The 15,091-nt window shown below is 71.6% G+C and carries 15 protein-coding genes; 7 read left to right on the forward strand and 8 right to left on the reverse strand.

Features of this window, described 5'->3' with window-relative positions; genetic code table 11:
• Positions 1-81 precede the first annotated feature (81 nt).
• On the reverse strand, positions 82-1,914 hold the full coding sequence (locus ABT170_RS07390; protein WP_351864847.1) for a glycoside hydrolase family 3 protein: 1,833 nt from the start codon (positions 1,912-1,914) through the stop codon (positions 82-84).
• A gap of 123 nt (positions 1,915-2,037) precedes the next feature.
• Positions 2,038-2,970 carry a LysR family transcriptional regulator gene (locus tag ABT170_RS07395; protein ID WP_329944383.1) on the reverse strand — a complete coding sequence of 311 codons (933 nt, stop codon included), beginning with the start codon at positions 2,968-2,970 and terminating at the stop codon, positions 2,038-2,040.
• 106 nt (positions 2,971-3,076) lie between these two features.
• Between ABT170_RS07395 and ABT170_RS07400 the strand changes: the two genes are divergently transcribed.
• Positions 3,077-4,039 (forward strand): EamA family transporter, encoded by a 963-nt coding sequence (locus ABT170_RS07400; RefSeq protein ID WP_351864851.1) that lies wholly within the window; start codon positions 3,077-3,079, stop codon positions 4,037-4,039.
• A gap of 105 nt (positions 4,040-4,144) precedes the next feature.
• On the opposite strand, the gene ABT170_RS07405 is transcribed toward ABT170_RS07400, so the two are convergent.
• Both ABT170_RS07405 and ABT170_RS07410 read right to left on the reverse strand, forming a co-directional pair.
• Entirely contained in the window at positions 4,145-4,939 is a 795-nt protein-coding gene (locus tag ABT170_RS07405) for a sugar phosphate isomerase/epimerase family protein (protein WP_329944385.1), read from the reverse strand.
• A 269-nt stretch (positions 4,940-5,208) separates the two neighbouring features.
• A complete protein-coding gene (locus tag ABT170_RS07410; RefSeq protein WP_329944386.1) occupies positions 5,209-6,273 on the reverse strand; it encodes a LacI family DNA-binding transcriptional regulator in 1,065 nt (354 codons plus the stop codon).
• A gap of 133 nt (positions 6,274-6,406) precedes the next feature.
• Here ABT170_RS07410 and ABT170_RS07415 point away from each other — a divergent pair, with 133 nt between their 5' ends.
• The 5 genes from ABT170_RS07415 (at position 6,407) to ABT170_RS07435 (ending at position 12,193) form a co-directional block, all read left to right on the forward strand.
• Entirely contained in the window at positions 6,407-7,558 is a 1,152-nt protein-coding gene (locus ABT170_RS07415; protein WP_329944387.1) for a Gfo/Idh/MocA family protein, read from the forward strand.
• A gap of 118 nt (positions 7,559-7,676) precedes the next feature.
• Positions 7,677-8,825: a dihydrodipicolinate synthase family protein gene (locus tag ABT170_RS07420; protein WP_266931186.1), complete on the forward strand. Its 1,149-nt coding sequence runs from the start codon at positions 7,677-7,679 to the stop codon at positions 8,823-8,825.
• Positions 8,822-9,655, forward strand: a complete 834-nt coding sequence (locus ABT170_RS07425; RefSeq protein ID WP_351864857.1) for a sugar phosphate isomerase/epimerase family protein — start codon at positions 8,822-8,824, stop codon at positions 9,653-9,655. Before ABT170_RS07420 ends, ABT170_RS07425 begins: the two co-directional genes overlap by 4 nt.
• A 373-nt stretch (positions 9,656-10,028) precedes the next feature.
• Positions 10,029-11,438, forward strand: coding sequence for an AAA family ATPase (locus tag ABT170_RS07430; protein WP_266931182.1), 1,410 nt, complete (start codon positions 10,029-10,031; stop codon positions 11,436-11,438).
• Positions 11,435-12,193, forward strand: coding sequence for an HNH endonuclease family protein (locus tag ABT170_RS07435; protein WP_266931180.1), 759 nt, complete (start codon positions 11,435-11,437; stop codon positions 12,191-12,193). The genes ABT170_RS07430 and ABT170_RS07435 overlap by 4 nt, the downstream gene beginning before the upstream one ends.
• Positions 12,194-12,262: 69 nt before the next feature.
• Here ABT170_RS07435 and ABT170_RS07440 read toward each other — a convergent pair whose 3' ends face one another.
• Positions 12,263-12,616, reverse strand: coding sequence for a nuclear transport factor 2 family protein (locus ABT170_RS07440; protein ID WP_266931178.1), 354 nt, complete (start codon positions 12,614-12,616; stop codon positions 12,263-12,265).
• A gap of 70 nt (positions 12,617-12,686) precedes the next feature.
• Here ABT170_RS07440 and ABT170_RS07445 point away from each other — a divergent pair, with 70 nt between their 5' ends.
• On the forward strand, positions 12,687-13,559 hold the full coding sequence (locus ABT170_RS07445; RefSeq protein ID WP_266931177.1) for a LysR family transcriptional regulator: 873 nt from the start codon (positions 12,687-12,689) through the stop codon (positions 13,557-13,559).
• A 31-nt stretch (positions 13,560-13,590) separates the two neighbouring features.
• Here ABT170_RS07445 and ABT170_RS07450 read toward each other — a convergent pair whose 3' ends face one another.
• The 3 genes from ABT170_RS07450 to ABT170_RS07460 all read right to left on the reverse strand — a co-directional run bounded on the left by ABT170_RS07450 (position 13,591) and on the right by ABT170_RS07460 (position 14,961).
• Positions 13,591-13,815, reverse strand: coding sequence for a DUF397 domain-containing protein (locus ABT170_RS07450; protein WP_351864862.1), 225 nt, complete (start codon positions 13,813-13,815; stop codon positions 13,591-13,593).
• Between the two features lie 110 nt (positions 13,816-13,925).
• A complete protein-coding gene (locus ABT170_RS07455) occupies positions 13,926-14,150 on the reverse strand; it encodes a DUF397 domain-containing protein (RefSeq protein ID WP_351864865.1) in 225 nt (74 codons plus the stop codon).
• Positions 14,122-14,961 carry a helix-turn-helix domain-containing protein gene (locus ABT170_RS07460; protein ID WP_351864867.1) on the reverse strand — a complete coding sequence of 280 codons (840 nt, stop codon included), beginning with the start codon at positions 14,959-14,961 and terminating at the stop codon, positions 14,122-14,124. Before ABT170_RS07460 ends, ABT170_RS07455 begins: the two co-directional genes overlap by 29 nt.
• Between the last annotated feature and the right edge of the window lie 130 nt (positions 14,962-15,091).

Here is a 15,091-nt window from a genome sequence, read left to right on the forward strand (position 1 = left end):
GGGTACGTGGTGGTGCGGCGGTCGCGCACGGGTCGCGCGGAGGCGGCCGGCGCCCCGTCCGTGCGGGAATCCGGGCAGCCTCTAGTACGACAGCCCGTATCCGACCGGGTACAGCACCTTCGACGGGTCGTCGGCACGCTGCACCGGGACCGGGAGCCTGCCCTCCGGTTCGGCGCGGCCCGCGATCACCCGGGCCGCCGCCCGCAGTTCGACGTCCGTCCAGGAGTACGCGGCCAGACTCGCGGCGATACCCGTGCCACCCAGGTGGGCGATGTCGTACGGGTTGCGGACCGCGACGGTGACCACCGGCACGCCGGTCGCCACGAGGGCCTTGACCAGGGCGAGTTGACTGCTGGTCGCCGAGACGTTGTACGTCCCCACGATCACCGCGTCCTTACCCCGTGCGGCGGCCACCGCCTCGGCGATCCTCGCCGCGTCGGGGGCCGTGCCGGTGGACAGGGCGGTCGCCGCGTACCCCAGCTCGCCGAAGGCCCCGGCGAGTGTGGTGGTCGGCGGGCCGGTCGTACCGGAGGGCGAGGCCGGGTCGGCGCCGACCACCAGGAGCTTGCGGTGGGAGCGGCGCGAGAGCGGCAGCAGCGAGCCCGGGTTGGTGAGCAGCGTGGTCGTGCGCTCGGCGATCCCGTCGGCGGCGGCCAGGTGCGCCCGGGTGCCGACCGTGCGGTCGACACCCCGGCGGCTGACGAACGGGTCGCGGAACAGGCCCAGTTTCGTCTTCAGCCGCAGGATGCGCAGGATCGATTCCTCGATCCGGGCCTCGCTGATCTCCCCGCTCCTGACGGCCGCCAGAACGGCGTTCCAGGCCACGTCGAGGTTCGGCGGGTTCAGCAGCTGGTCGACGCCCGCCAGGAGTGCGAGGACCGGGACGCGGTCGTCGCCGTACTTCTCCCGTACGCCCTTCATGTCGAGCGCGTCGGTGACCACGACCCCGTCGTAGCCCAGTTCCTCGCGCAGTACGCCGGTGAGGATGGGCCGGGACAGCGTCGCGGGGTCCTCCGCCGGGTCGAGCGCGGGGACCACGATGTGCGCGGTCATGATCGAGTCGATGCCCGCGGCGATCGCTGCCCGGAAGGGCGGGGCGTCCAGTTCGGCCCACTGTTCGCGGGTGTGCTGGATGACCGGCAGACCGCTGTGGCTGTCGGTGCTGGTGTCGCCGTGGCCGGGGAAGTGCTTGGCGGTGGCGGCGATCCCGGCGCCCTGGTAGCCCTTCACCTGCGCCACGGCCATCCCGGCCACCGACTGCGGGTCGGAGCCGAAGGAGCGGACGCCGATCACCGGGTTGGCCGGGTTGACGTTCACATCGGCGTTCGGCGCGTAGTTCTGCACGATGCCCAGCGCGGCCAGCTCGTCGCCCGCGATCCGGGCCGCCCGGCGGGTGTCTGAGTGCGAGCCGCCCGCGCCGAGCGCCATCGCGCCCGGCAGTAGCGTGGCGGGCTCGCCGACACGGCAGACGATGCCGTGCTCCTGGTCGGTGGAGACCAGGAGCGGTACGGAGTTGGGCCCGGCGAGTCCGGCGCGCTGGATGCCGTTGGAGAGTTCGGCGATCTGGTGCGGGTCGCGGGTGTTGTGGGCCCAGACGAAGTAGATGATGCCGCCGACGTGGTACTTGGCGATCAGTTCGGCGGCGGTCCGTACCCCGATCTCCTTGAGGTTCGCGTCGATGTCCGCCTGATCGGGCTCGGTGGCGGAGTGCCCGTACACCCGCATCACGAAGAGCTGGCCGACCTTCTCCTCCAGACTCATCCGGCTGATGAGCCGCTTGAGCCGGCGGTCGGTGGAGGCACTCGCGGGCTGCGCGGCGGCGGGTACGGCGACGGTGACGGCGCCGGTGGCAGCCGCGGCGGCGGTGGCCGCGGTAGCGGTGAGAAGGGTGCGTCGGGAGGTGCGGTGGTGCACGTGGGCTCCTTCCTGGGACTGAAAGAAACTTCCAAGAAGGTACGGATATATGGAAAGTAACTACCGGTCAAGGGGGCCCGCCCGGCGATCTTCCGCGGGGGGCGACGATTGGGGGTCAAACCGTCACGCGGGGGCACACGCGGGGGGCCGGGTCAGCCCCGCCGCCATCCCGTGCGCCTGGAGCGCCGAGACCGCGGCCGTGATCGCCGGCCGCCGGGCCGCCTCCGTACGCCACAGCGCGTACAGCCTCCGGACCGGTACGGGGTCCAGTCGCACGGCCACCACCCCGGCGGGCAGCGGCCCCCGTCCCAGCCGGGGAATCATCGCGACCCCGAGACCGGCGGCGACCAGGGCGAGCTGGGTGTGGTTCTCCTCGGCCCGGTGCCGGATGTCCGGCTCGCAGCCCGCCGCCCGCAGCGTCCGTACGAGCCAGTCGTGGCACACCGTGCCCGGCGGCTGGCACACCCACCGCTCCTTCGCCAACTCCTCCCGCCGCACCGCCTCCCGCCCGGCGAGGGCGTGTCCCTCGGGCACCAGGAGATCGCACCGGTCGTCCCCGATGACGGCCTGGGCCACCCCCTCCGGGGCGGGCAGCGGGGCGATGTCCCAGTCGTGGGCGACCGCCAGATCGAGGACGCCGTTGGCCACCAGGTCGACCGACAGATGCGGGTCGACCTCGGTCATCCGGGCCTCCAGCGCCGCGTGGTCCCGGTCCAGCTCCGCCAGCACGCCCGGCAGCAGCCCCCGCGCCGCCGAGGCGAACGCGCCGATGGACAGCCGCCCCGTCGGCAGCCCCCTGCGCTCCTCCAGGGTGGTCTCGGTCCGCTCCATGATCGCGAGCAACTGCTGGGCGGCCGTGACCAGATGAAGGGCCTCCTCGGTGAGCGAGACGCCGCGCCCGCGCCGTTCGAGCAGGGTGGTCCGGGTCTCCCGCTCCAGCTTGGTGATCTGCTGCGAGACCGCCGAGGGGGTGTAGCCGAGTGCGGCGGCGGCTCCCGCGACAGAACCGTGGACGGAGACGGCGTGCAGCGCGCGCAGCCGGGACAGGTCGAGCACCGTGGCCTCACAGGGAAGGGTGTCCGGGAATCATTAGCGATGCTCAATTCCACCATGAAGAAATCCGTGCTGGTGCTAAAGGGTGCTCGCGGCCGATGCTCGGTCCATGCGTCCCCTCCACATCGCCCTGGCCTCGCTCGTCGCCGCAGTCTGGGGGGTGAACTTCGTCGTCATCGAGATCGGCCTCGACCACTTTCCGCCGCTGCTCTTCTCCGCGCTGCGCTTCCTGGTGGCGGCACTTCCGGCGGTCTTCCTCGTCGGCCGGCCCAAGGTCGCCTGGAAGTGGATCGTGGGGGTCGGGCTCGTACTCGGCGTGGGCAAGTTCGGCCTGCTCTTCATCGGCATGGACCGGGGGATGCCCGCCGGGCTCTCCTCCCTCGTCCTCCAGGTCCAGGCGGTGTTCACGGCCCTGTTCGCGGCGCTCGCCCTCGGTGAACGGCCGGGAAGGACAAAGGTGTGGGGCATGGGTGTCGCCCTCGCGGGCATCGGGGTGGCGGCGGTCGACGAGGGCGCGGGCGGGCCGGTGCTCGCCTTCGTGCTCGTGATCGCGGCAGCCGCCTGCTGGGGTGTGTCGAACGTGCTGACCCGTAAGGCCTCCCCGCCCGACTCCCTCAACTTCATGGTGTGGGTCTCGACCGTCCCCGTGCTCCCGCTCCTCGGCCTGTCCCTGCTCTTCGAGGGATGGGACCGCGACGCGGAGGCGCTGGCCGCGCTCGACTGGGGCGGTGCCGGGATCATCCTCTACGTCGCCTGGATCACCACGGTGTTCGGCTTCGGCGCCTGGAGCTTCCTGCTCAGCAGGCACCCGGCCTCTTCGGTGGCCCCGTTCACCCTGCTCGTGCCGGTCTTCGGGATGACCTCGGCCGCGCTGCTGCTCGGCGAGTCGGCCGGCCCGCTGCGCTGGTGCGCGGCGGTCCTGCTGGTCGGCGGGGTGGCGCTCACCTCGTCATCGCGACCGCGCGGCCCCCGGGCCACTTTGGTGGAGGGCACTGTTCCGGTGGAGGGTTCCGAGCAGTCGCCGCCCGCCCCCGAGGGAGCCGCTCCCGTGCGGACGGCGAAGGGCGGCTGAGCGCCGGGCCCGCCGCACATACGCCCCCGGGCCCGCCGCACATACGCCCCCGGGCCCGCCGCCCCGTACGCAGCGCCCGCCGCCCCGCCACCGCCGCGCTACCGGCTACCGCTTCTGCTTCGGGGCGCCGAGCCTCAGCAGGTGCTCGCGTCCCGCGCCCAGCAGCCCGGCCAGCTCCGGCGCCTCGGGGTGCCAGCGCTTCTCGTACTCCCAGCACACCCAGCTGTCCGGGTCCAGCGTGTCCAGGCAGGCGCCCAGCGGCAGCACCCCGTCCCCCAGGCCGATCGGTGCGATGTCCTCGGCCGAGGCGATGTCCTTCACCTGTACGTAGCCCAGGTGCGGGGCCAGCACCGCATGGCTCGCGGCCGGCTCCTCGCCCGCCAACCAGGTGTGCATGATGTCCCAGAGCGCACCGACCTGCGGGTGCCCGACCGTGCCGGCGACCCGGGCCACGGCGGCGCCCGCCCGGTGCGAGTCATGGGTCTCCAGCAGGATGCGCACGCCCATGTCCGCGGCGGCCGGGGCCGCGGCGCCGAGCCTGCGGGCGGCGGTCGCGTCGGCGACGTCGGGGTCCTGGTCGCCGCCGCCCGGGAAGACGCGGACGTTCTTCGCGCCCAGGTCGCGGGCGAGCTTCAGCAGTTCGGCCAGTTCGGCCAGAACGGGCTCGTCGTCCCCCTCCGCCGCCACCCGTACATAGCCGGCCAGGGTCAGGATCTCGACCCCGCCCGCCGTGAACTGCTCGACCACATCGGCGCGTTCGAGCAGCGAGAGCCCCGGGTGCACCGGCTCCTCCGGGTGGGTGCGCAGCTCCACCCCCCGGTACCCGTGCTCGTTGGCCAGCCGGACGACCTCGGCTATCGGCATCCCCGGCACTCCGAGGGTCGAGAAAGCGAGCTTCACGTGCGTGTTCCTTCCACATCGGTACGTGCCACCGCCCCGGGCGGCGCGAGCGGCGACGCCCACATCATCGGCCCGGGGCGCGGCATACGCCTACCCCCGCCCGGGAGGCCGAAGCCCGCGCCCCCGGCAGTCCGGGCGCGTGAGGCAAGGCCGTACGGGGGCGTGACGGCGGGCCTGTCCGGGCACGCGGCGACCGGGGTGCCGCGGGGCCTCACGCCCGGGAACGCGGCGGCAGCCCGGGAACGCGGCGGCCGGGCCGCCGCGGGCACTCACGCCCGGGGCGGCGCCGTCGACCCCCGTACCATCAGCTCGGCCGCGATCGTCGCGACCCCGCCCGGCGGCGGGGTCTCCTTGCCCATCGCCAGCCGCCCCGCGCGGGCGCCCGCCTCGAACAGCGGCAGCCGTACGGTCGTCAGTGCCGGTGCGGCGTCCACCGAGAACGGCAGGTCGTCGAAGCCCGCCACCGAGACGTCCTCGGGAATGCGCCGGCCGAGGTGGCGGACCGCCGCACCCGCACCCAGCGCGACCGTGTCGTTGGCGGCGACGATCGCCGTCACCTCCGGTTCGCGGCGCAGGAGTTCGAGGGTGGCCTCATAGCCGGAGCGCCGGTCGTACGGGCCGTGGACGGTGAGCCGGTCCTCGTCGCCCGCCCGCCCCGCCTCACGCATCGCGTCCCGGTGGCCCTCCAGCCGGTGGCGGGTGGTGGTCCGCTCCAGGGGGCCCGCCACATAGCCGATCCGCCGGTGGCCGAGCGAGAGCAGGTGCTCGGTCAGCCGCCGCCCGCCGCCCCGGTTGTCGAAGGCGAGCGCGGCCACCACGGCGTCGCTGTCCGGCAGCGGGGGCCGCCCGCAGAGCACGATCCGGGTGCCCGCGTCGGCGAGCTTCGCCAGCTTCGCGGACATCGCGGCCTGGTGCGCGGGGTTCTCCAGCGCGCCGCCGGTGAGGATGACGGCGGCGGCCCGCTGGCGCTGGAGGAGGGTGAGGTAGGTGAGTTCGCGCTCCGGGGAGCCACCGGTGTTGCAGACGACGGCCAGCTTCTCGCCGCCCGCCCGGCCCGAGCCGTCACCGGGGCCGCCGATCTCGGTCTGCGCGGCCCCCGCCATGATCCCGAAGAACGGGTCCGCGATGTCGTTGACCAGGATGCCGACCAGGTCCGAGGTGGCCGCGGCGAGCGAGCTGGCCGGCCCGTTGAGCACGTAGTCCAGATCGTCCACGGCACGCAGGACCCGCTCCCGCGTCGACGCGGCCACCGGGTAGTTGCCGTTGAGCACGCGCGAGACGGTGGCCGGGGACACCCGGGCGCGGGCCGCCACGTCCGCCAGGGTGACTGTCATCACTGTCCTCCGAGAGGTCACGGGGGGTTACCGAGGAGTTCCGGGTGCGTCCCCCTCTTGTCCGGGCCGCTGTCGGCAGGCTAGCGTCATCTCCGATAGAAAGCGCTTGCTACGGCTGTATGGAGGGAACTTCGTGACACGCAGGACAGTGCGCATCGCCATGAACGGCGTCACGGGTCGCATGGGATACCGGCAGCACCTGGTGCGCTCGATCCTCGCGATCCGCGAGCAGGGCGGCCTCGATCTCGGTGACGGCGACGTGCTGTGGCCCGAGCCCGTCCTCGTCGGCCGGAGGGCCCACGCGCTGGAGGCGCTCGCCGCGCGGCACGGTCTGACCGAGTGGTCGACGGACCTGGACGCGGTGCTCGCCGACGACACCATCGACATCTACTTCGACGCCCAGGTCACCTCCGCACGCGTCGACGCGATCAAGAAGGCCATCGCGGCGGGCAAGCACATCTACACCGAGAAGCCCACCGCCACGGACGTCGAGGGCGCCCTGGAGCTGGCCCGGCTGGCCCGTGACGCCGGAATCAAGCACGGCGTCGTCCAGGACAAGATCTTCCTGCCGGGCCTGCTGAAGCTGAAGCGCCTCATCGACGGCGGCTTCTTCGGCGAGATCCTCTCCGTGCGCGGCGAGTTCGGCTACTGGGTGTTCGAGGGCGACTGGCAGGAGGCCCAGCGCCCGTCCTGGAACTACCGCGCCGAGGACGGCGGCGGCATCGTCGTCGACATGTTCCCGCACTGGGAGTACGTGCTCCACGAGCTGTTCGGCCAGGTCACCACGGTCCAGGCGCATGTGCAGACACACCTCCCGCAGCGCTGGGACGAGCAGGGCAAGCCCTACGCCGCGACCGCCGACGACGCCGCGTACGGCATCTTCCAGCTGGCGGGCGGCGCAGTGGCACAGATCAACTCCTCCTGGACGGTGCGGGTCAACCGCGACGAGCTGGTCGAGTTCCAGGTCGACGGAACCCACGGCTCCGCCGTCGCCGGACTCCGCAACTGCCGCGTCCAGCACCGCTCGGCCACGCCCAAGCCGGTCTGGAACCCGGACCTCCCGGTCACCGAGTCCTTCCGCGACCAGTGGCAGGAAGTCCCCGACAACGCGGTCTTCGACAACGGCTTCAAGGCCCAGTGGGAGCTGTTCCTGCGCCACGTCACGCTGGACGAGCCGTACACCTGGGACCTGATGGCCGGTGCGCGCGGGGTGCAGCTGGCCGAGCTGGGCCTCAAGTCCTCGGCGGAGGGCCGCCGCTTCGACGTCCCGGAGCTGACGCTGTGACGCCCGGCACCGCGCACCCGGGGACCGGAACGGCGACGGCCCACGCCACGCACCCGGCGTACCCGGGGCCCGATGCCGGCACCGCGACGCCCCGACCCGCGCACCCGGAGCTGACCTCATGAGCACCATCCACCTCCCGCAGGGCCCCTACGAACCCCGCGCCACCCCGCTGGACCTGGCCCCGGGCAAGGCCCCGCTCGCCTCCCGCACGGTCTTCTCCGCCGCCCATGTCGTCGCCGACCCCTACGCGGACGTCAGCGCGGACGACCCGGCGGCCGTCGACTGGGACGCCACCCTCGCCTTCCGCCGCCACCTGTGGTCGCACGGCCTGGGCGTCGCCGAGGCGATGGACACCGCTCAGCGCGGCATGGGCCTGGACTGGGCGGGCGCGGCCGAACTGATCCGCCGCTCCGCCGCCGAGGCGAAGGCCGTCGGCGGCCGTATCGCCTGCGGTGTCGGCACCGACCAGCTCCCGGCCGGCCCGGCCACGCTCGCCGGGGTACGCGCGGCGTACGAGGAGCAGCTCGCCCTGGTCGAGGAGAGCGGGGCCCAGGCCATCCTGATGGCGTCCCGCGCTCTCGCGGCGGTGGCGAAGGGCCCCGAGGACTATCTGGAGACGTACGCGCACCTGCTGCGCCAGGCCTCGGAGCCCGTCGTCCTGCACTGGCTCGGCCCGATGTTCGACCCCGCGCTGGCCGGCTACTGGGGCAGCGCGGATCTCGACGCCGCGACCGATACGTTCCTCAAGGTCATCGCCGAGCACCCGGACAAGGTGGACGGCATCAAGATGTCCCTGCTGGACGCGGAACGCGAGATCGACGTCCGCCGCCGCCTCCCGGGCGGGGTCCGCTGCTACACCGGCGACGACTTCAACTACCCGGAGCTGATCGCGGGCGACGAACGCGGCTTCAGCCACGCGCTGCTCGGCATCTTCGACCCGCTCGGCCCCCTGGCGGCACACGCGGTACGGGTGCTGGACACCGGCGACACCCAGGGCTTCCGAGATCTGCTCGACCCCACGGTCGAACTGTCGCGTCATCTGTTCCGGACCCCCACCCGCTTCTACAAGACGGGCGTGGTCTTCCTCGCCTGGCTCGCGGGCCACCAGGAACACTTCACGATGGTCGGCGGTCTCCAGTCCGCCCGCTCGCTGCCGCACCTGGCGAAGGCGTACGAACTGGCCGACCGGCTGGGCCTGTTCCCCGACCCCGAGCTGGCCGCGTCCCGGATGCGGGCGCTGCTGACGGTCCACGGAGGTTCCCGATGACCAACGACCTGGCCAGGCTCTCCCTCAATCAGGAGACCATCAAGCAGTGGTCCCTGCCCGAGCTGGCGGAGGGCTGCGTCAAGGCGGGCATCGACAAGGTCGGCCTGTGGCGTGCGCCGGTCCAGGAGTACGGGGCCGAGCGCGCGGCGGGCCTGCTGAAGGACGCGGGGATCTCCGTCACCAGCCTGTGCCGGGGCGGTTTCTTCACCGCCCCGGACCCGGCCGAACGGGCCCGCGCCCTGGACGACAACCGGGCGGCGGTCGACGAGGCGGCGGCCCTGTCCACCGACACCCTGGTCCTCGTCTCCGGCGGCCTCCCGCCGGGCAGCCGCGACCTGCACGGCGCCCGTGAACGCGTCGCGGACGCCCTCGCCGAACTGGGCCCGTACGCGGCCGAGCGCGGCGTACGCCTCGCGATCGAACCGCTGCACCCGATGTTCGCCTCGGACCGCTGCGTGGTCTCCACGCTCGGCCAGGCGCTCGACATCGCGGAACGCTTCCCCGCCGAGCAGGTCGGGGTGGTCGTCGACACGTACCACATCTGGTGGGACGACCAGGCTCCCGCCCAGATCGCACGGGCGGGGCGGGGCGGCCGGATCCACTCCTTCCAGCTCGCGGACTGGATCACCCCGCTTCCGGCGGGCGTTCTGGTGGGCCGTGGCCAACTGGGCGACGGCAGCGTGGACTTCCGCGCCTGGCGCCGTCTGGTCGAGGCGGCGGGCTTCGACGGGCCCATCGAGGTGGAGATCTTCAACGAGGGCCTGTGGGCCCGCGAAGGAGCCGAAGTCCTCGCCGAAGTGGCGGCCCGTTACCTGCAACATGCCTGCTGAGAGGCCTGTTGGCGACCCGGGGTAAAGAGATCGCAAAGGGATGCAACCTTTGCGTACCCTGCCGGGTCACACATGGCGTCGGGACTTCCGGGGAGGGGTCCGGGGGGATCGGGAAGCCCGACGGGAGGGGAAAGCGAGGGGGGTCCGGCCGTGCGGCCGGGCCCCATTCCGCTTTTGCGGGGCTGCTTCTCCCCGACTCTCGTGGGGCCGCTCCTCCCCGGCTTTCGTGGGGCCGCTCCTCCTCGACCCGTCCGCACGAGTCGGACGGTGGGCTCCGTCCGTACCGTACGGTGGTCGAGGAGCGCTGCGAGGGCCGGCCGCTGCGACAGCGACCTCCGCCCCGCCCCTTCCACACCGGACGGAACCGTCACCCATGTACGTCTCCCGCGTGTACGTCGAGAACATCAAGTCGTTCCACGGTCCGCGCGTCGTCGACCTGACACTGACCCGCCCGGACGGCTCGCACGCCGGGTGGACCGTCCTCGCGGGACGCAACGGCGCGGGGAAGACGACGCTGCTCCGGGCGCTGGCCCTGGCCCTGAGCGGACCGGTGGCGGCGCGGGGCCTGGTGCCCGACTTCGACAACTGGGTGACGCGGGGCACGTCGGCGGGACGGGCCGAGGCATTGATCGCCAGAGACGCGGACTTCGACCGGTTCACCTACGGCCGGCCTCCGAGCACCGGCTTCAAGGCCGGTCTGCGGTGGCGGGCCCGACCGGACGGGGCATCGGACACCCGGTCCTCCCACAGGAGGGGAAGCCGGCCGTCGCTGGAGGAGATCCGCTACACCGACGCGCAGAGCAGCACCGCTCGACGCGGCCCCTGGGCCGACAACCCGGTCGGCTGGTTCTGCGCCGCCTACGGACCGTTCCGGCGGATGGCCGGGGGATCGGGCGAGGTGCAGCGGCTGATGCTGGCCTCGGGGCCGGTGGCCCGGCAGGCGAGCCTCTTCCACGAGGACGCCTCCCTGGCCGAAGGCGTCGCCTGGCTGATCGAACAGCACCTGCGCGCGCTCGAAGGACGTGAGGGCGCCGCAGCACTGAAGTGGGCAGCGCTTTCCGTGCTCGGCGACGGACTTCTTCCCGACGGCTACCGCGTGGAGGACGTCGACTCCGAGGGGCTGTGGGTCTCGCGCGACGGCCACCGGTTCCCGCTGCGGGAGATGAGCGACGGATTCCGTACCGTGGCCGCACTCGTCGTCGACCTGCTGAAGCAGATCCACGACACCTTCGGCGACGTGGTGTTCGCCGGAGAGGGCAACGAGGACGGACCCAGCCCCCTGCATGTGCCCGGTGTCGTGATCATCGACGAGATCGACGCCCACCTCCATGTCTCCTGGCAGCGCCGCATCGGCCCCTGGCTGACCTCGCACTTCCCCCACATCCAGTTCATCGTGACGACCCACAGCCCGTACATCTGCCAGGCGGCCGACCCCGGCGGCCTGATCCGGCTGCCGGGTGTGGAGGAGGACGCCGCGCCCGAGGTCGTACCGGAGGACCTGTACGAACGCGTGGTCTACGGCAGCGGCGACGACGCGATCCTCTCCGATCTCTTCGGACTCGACACCCCCTACTCGGTGCGCGCCGAACACCTCCGGGCCGAGTTCGTCGCGCTGGAGTCCCAGGTGTACGAGGGCGACACCTCGCCGGACACCGTCGCCCGCTACAAGGCCCTGAAGGACCTGCTCACCAGCTCTCCCGCGGCGCGTGTGCACGAGATGTCCGCCCAACTGCACCGCATCGCCGGGGAGATCGGGAACGGAGAGGCGGGCGGGGCCGGGTGATCAGGCTGGAACGCGCCGACCTGCCCCCGGACACGGCAGCGCACATGAAGACGTACACCCAGGAGATCGAGGGGACCGCCGAGCCGAAGCGCAAGGAGAAGGCGGCGGCTCTGTGGGCCCATTCGACCGTACGGAGACGGGTACGGGAAGGACTCCTCGCCACCCTCGCGGACATGGCCCCCGGCCACCAGCGCTGTATGTACTGCGGCGACGGACAGGGCACGGACATCGACCACTTCGAGCCGAAGAGCCTCGCTCCGCTGCGTACCTTCGAGTGGCTGAACCACCTGCTGGCCTGCTCGTACTGCAACAGCAACCAGAAGCGGAACAAGTTCCCCCGGTCCCGGGAGGACGGCAGCCCGCTCCTCCTGGACCCCACGCTCCAGGACCCGCTGACCCATCTGCGCCTCGTGCTGCCGCTCTGTACGTACAAGGGGCTGACGCCCCAGGGCGACGCGTGCATAGACGTGTTCGGCCTCAACTCGCGCGGGGTCCTCGTCGACGGCCGCAGGACGGCGTACGAAACCGCCAAGCAGTCCATCGAGCTCTGGAGCATCGCCACGGACCTGGGCCGGCACGACAAGGCGGCGAAGATCGTCAGGGTCGCGTGGGACCGCCCGCTCGCCGACGTACTGGCCGCGATGTTCCACCAGTCGGGCCACCCGGCGGCGGACCTGCTCTTCGACGGCGAGGAGGAGACCTTGGGACTCCTGCGTGACCCGGCCCTGCGTGCGGCCTTCCTCGCACGGGCATGACGTCACCCCGGTGTGCCCGACCTGGGGAGGGAGCGGCTCGCCGGGGCGACGTGGCTGATCACCGGCTGATCACCGGTTGAGTGCCGCGAGAATTTCCCGTGGGTCGAAGGTGACCCGGATCCTGGTGATCCTCCCGTCCTCCACATGGCTCCAGTTCGCCGTCGGGGTGGGCGCCGCGCCGGGAACGTGCAGGTCGAACCACGTGATCACGTCCGTGTCGTCCGCCACCCGGGCGTGCACGTCGATCCGTTCCATGACCTGGCCCAGACCGCGCAGGCCGCCGAGGCACTCCTCCACCCCGGAGGCCCGCCCGAGCGCGCCGACGAACTCGACGTCATCGGCCAGGAGGCCGCGCAGCGTGTCGAAGTCGCCCGCCTGCCAGGCGGTGAAGTACTTCTCGGAAATCTGTGCCGGAGTCGTCATGCGTCCAGGGTCCCGCAAGCCGAACCATCCGTCCAACAGATGATTCAGATGTTCACTATCATCGTTGGTTATGGAAATGCATCAGCTGCGCTACCTCGCCGCAGTGGTGGACGAGGGCACCTTCACCGCTGCGGCGGCACGGCTGCACGTCAGTCAGTCGGGCATCAGTACGCAGGTGGGCAAGCTCGAACGGGAGCTGGGGCAGCGGCTCCTGGAGCGCTCGGGACGCCGGGTCCGGCTGACGGCCGCCGGGGAAGCCGTGTTGCCACTCGCCCGTGAGGCTCTGGAGGCCCTCGACGGCATCGAGCACACGGCGGCCGAGTTCGCGCAGACCACACGGGGCAGGATCCGCCTGGGAATGATCACGGGCTGCTCGATCCCCGGCTTCCTGGATGCCGTGGCAGGGCTCGGCAGGACCCACCCGGGCCTCGTCGTGAGTCTGCACGAGGACGACTCGCGAGCCCTGCGGTCCCAGGTGCTCGCCCGGTCGCTCGACCTGGCCCTGATCGCGTTCGCCGGGCAGGCCGAGCCCGGGTTGGACGTCAGCGTGATCGTCGACGAACCGATCGCCGTGGTCGTGCCCGAGGACCACCCGCTGAACCGTGCGTCGGTGCGGCTCGCCGACGTACAGGCGGAGAAGGTCCTCTGTCTGCCGCACGGTACGGGCATCCGGGAGGCGTACGAGCGGTCCTGCCTCCAGGCGGGAATCGAACCGCGCGTGGACATCGACGCCAGTTCGCCGCAGACACTGATCGGGCTCGCCCGGCGAGGGGCCGGAGTCGCGGTCCTGAGCCCGTCCTCGGGGGCCGACGAGGACGTTGTGCCGGTACCCATCACGGACGCCGCGACGCACGCCTGCCTCGGCCTGGCCATCCGCCCGGACCAGCGCTCCCCGGCCGCCCGGCTCATGATGGCGAGGCTGCGCGAGGCACTCGCCCCCTGAGACGGCGCCGGGGGCCGGGAGGCTGTTTGCGTCAGGCGGTGAGGTGGCCGTTCTTGACGGCTGCGACGAACGATGACCAGCCGTCCGGGGAGAAGAGGATGGCCGGGCCGGTGGGGGTTTTGCTGTCGCGGACGGGGACGGAGAGGTGGCCGTCCGCGACCTCAAGGCACTCGGCGTTGGCCCCGCCGCTGTAGCTGGACTTGCGCCATCCGGCCGGGGTCGCGCTGTCAGTGATGGGGGACTTGGTGTTGTGCATGTTCGTGTTCCTCCGCGATGGCTCTGACGAGCGCCAGGGACTCCCGTTGCGGGCCGTGTCGCCCTGGTGTCCTTGACATGGGCGTGTGGCTCGTCGGGGTTCGGTACGAGTCAGGCGGTGAGGTGGTCGTGCTTGATGGCTGCGACGAAGGATGACCAGCCGTCCGGGGAGAAGAGGATGGCCGGGCCGGTGGGGGTTTTGCTGTCGCGGACGGGGACGGAGAGGTGGCCGTCCGCGACCTCAAGGCACTCGCCGTTGGCCCCGCCGCTGTAGCTGGACTTGCGCCACCCGGTCAGTGCGGTGCTGTCAGCGAGGGCGGACTTGGTGTTGTGCATGTTCGTGTTCCTCCGCGATGGCTCTGACGAGCGCCAGGGACTCCCGTTGCGGGGCCGCGTCGCTCAGGGCGAGAGTGTAGGACGTGCGGCAGGCCTCAACGGACGCTGGATCATCCATCAGGCGACCGGTGCGAAGCCCCTCGACGTAGGCCATGGGGGCAGCGTCTGCGAAGGACAGGAGATAGAGCATGCTCTCCAGGAGCGCGTGTGCTCCGGATGCAAGAGTCAGCACGTGCAGGCGTAGGCGGCCGGAATCGGCCATGTCCGCCACCTTGTGCAGTTGCTCCGCCATCACCTGCGGTCCACCGACACGGCGCCTGAGCGCGGCCTCGTCGAGCAGGATCCAAGATACCGGGGCTGACGGATTCTCGAAGATCACACTTCGTTTGGCACGGCTGACAACGAGTTCGTCAAGTTCCTCGGTGCAGTAATTCGGACGGAACGCCTGGAACACGGCACGTGAGTACGCCTTTGTCTGGAGCAGGCCCGGGATAAGCGAAGCACCGTACTGGCGGATCTCCGTGGCCTCTCGCTCCAACTCCGCTACCACGCCAAAGTAATGCGCGAAAATCGTGTCCAGGTCCTCCAGCCAGCGGGCGAAGAACCCGTCCGTACCCAGGGCGCGGTCGATCCGCTGGGCGTCGTCCGGGCTCGGCAGCCGGCGGCCGGCCTCGAAGTGACTGATCAACGTCGGTGAGCAGACGACCTCTTCGGCCAGGGCCTCCTGCGTCAAGCCGGCGGCGAGCCGTCGCAGCCTCAGCTCCTCGCCGTACTTCTCCCGTGGCGTGCGTGGCCTTCGGTTCGTCCTCATCAAAGCCCAACTCCCAGACTTGACCGGCGTTCTGTCATCCCCAACCCCCTGGAAGCGTAGCGACTTCTGACCCCACTCTGTGATGAGTTCGCTACGCAAAGAAGCGATGCCGACGCAGGAGAGACCCCCG

The organism is Streptomyces sp. NPDC001787 (assembly GCF_040297465.1).
Classification (GTDB): Bacteria; Actinomycetota; Actinomycetes; order Streptomycetales; family Streptomycetaceae; genus Streptomyces.

Bases quoted from the DNA above. Each gene is read 5' to 3' on its own strand.
- ABT170_RS07460 (WP_351864867.1), bottom strand. From the start codon at position 14,961: ATGAGGACGAACCGAAGGCCACGCACGCCACGGGAGAAGTACGGCGAG.
- ABT170_RS07455 (WP_351864865.1), bottom strand. From the start codon at position 14,150: ATGCACAACACCAAGTCCGCCCTCGCTGACAGCACCGCACTGACCGGG.
- ABT170_RS07425 (WP_351864857.1), top strand. From the start codon at position 8,822: ATGACCAACGACCTGGCCAGGCTCTCCCTCAATCAGGAGACCATCAAG.
- ABT170_RS07400 (WP_351864851.1), top strand. From the start codon at position 3,077: ATGCGTCCCCTCCACATCGCCCTGGCCTCGCTCGTCGCCGCAGTCTGG.
- ABT170_RS07430 (WP_266931182.1), top strand. From the start codon at position 10,029: ATGTACGTCTCCCGCGTGTACGTCGAGAACATCAAGTCGTTCCACGGT.
- ABT170_RS07440 (WP_266931178.1), bottom strand. From the start codon at position 12,616: ATGACGACTCCGGCACAGATTTCCGAGAAGTACTTCACCGCCTGGCAG.
- ABT170_RS07445 (WP_266931177.1), top strand. From the start codon at position 12,687: ATGGAAATGCATCAGCTGCGCTACCTCGCCGCAGTGGTGGACGAGGGC.
- ABT170_RS07410 (WP_329944386.1), bottom strand. From the start codon at position 6,273: ATGACAGTCACCCTGGCGGACGTGGCGGCCCGCGCCCGGGTGTCCCCG.
- ABT170_RS07450 (WP_351864862.1), bottom strand. From the start codon at position 13,815: ATGCACAACACCAAGTCCCCCATCACTGACAGCGCGACCCCGGCCGGA.
- ABT170_RS07420 (WP_266931186.1), top strand. From the start codon at position 7,677: ATGAGCACCATCCACCTCCCGCAGGGCCCCTACGAACCCCGCGCCACC.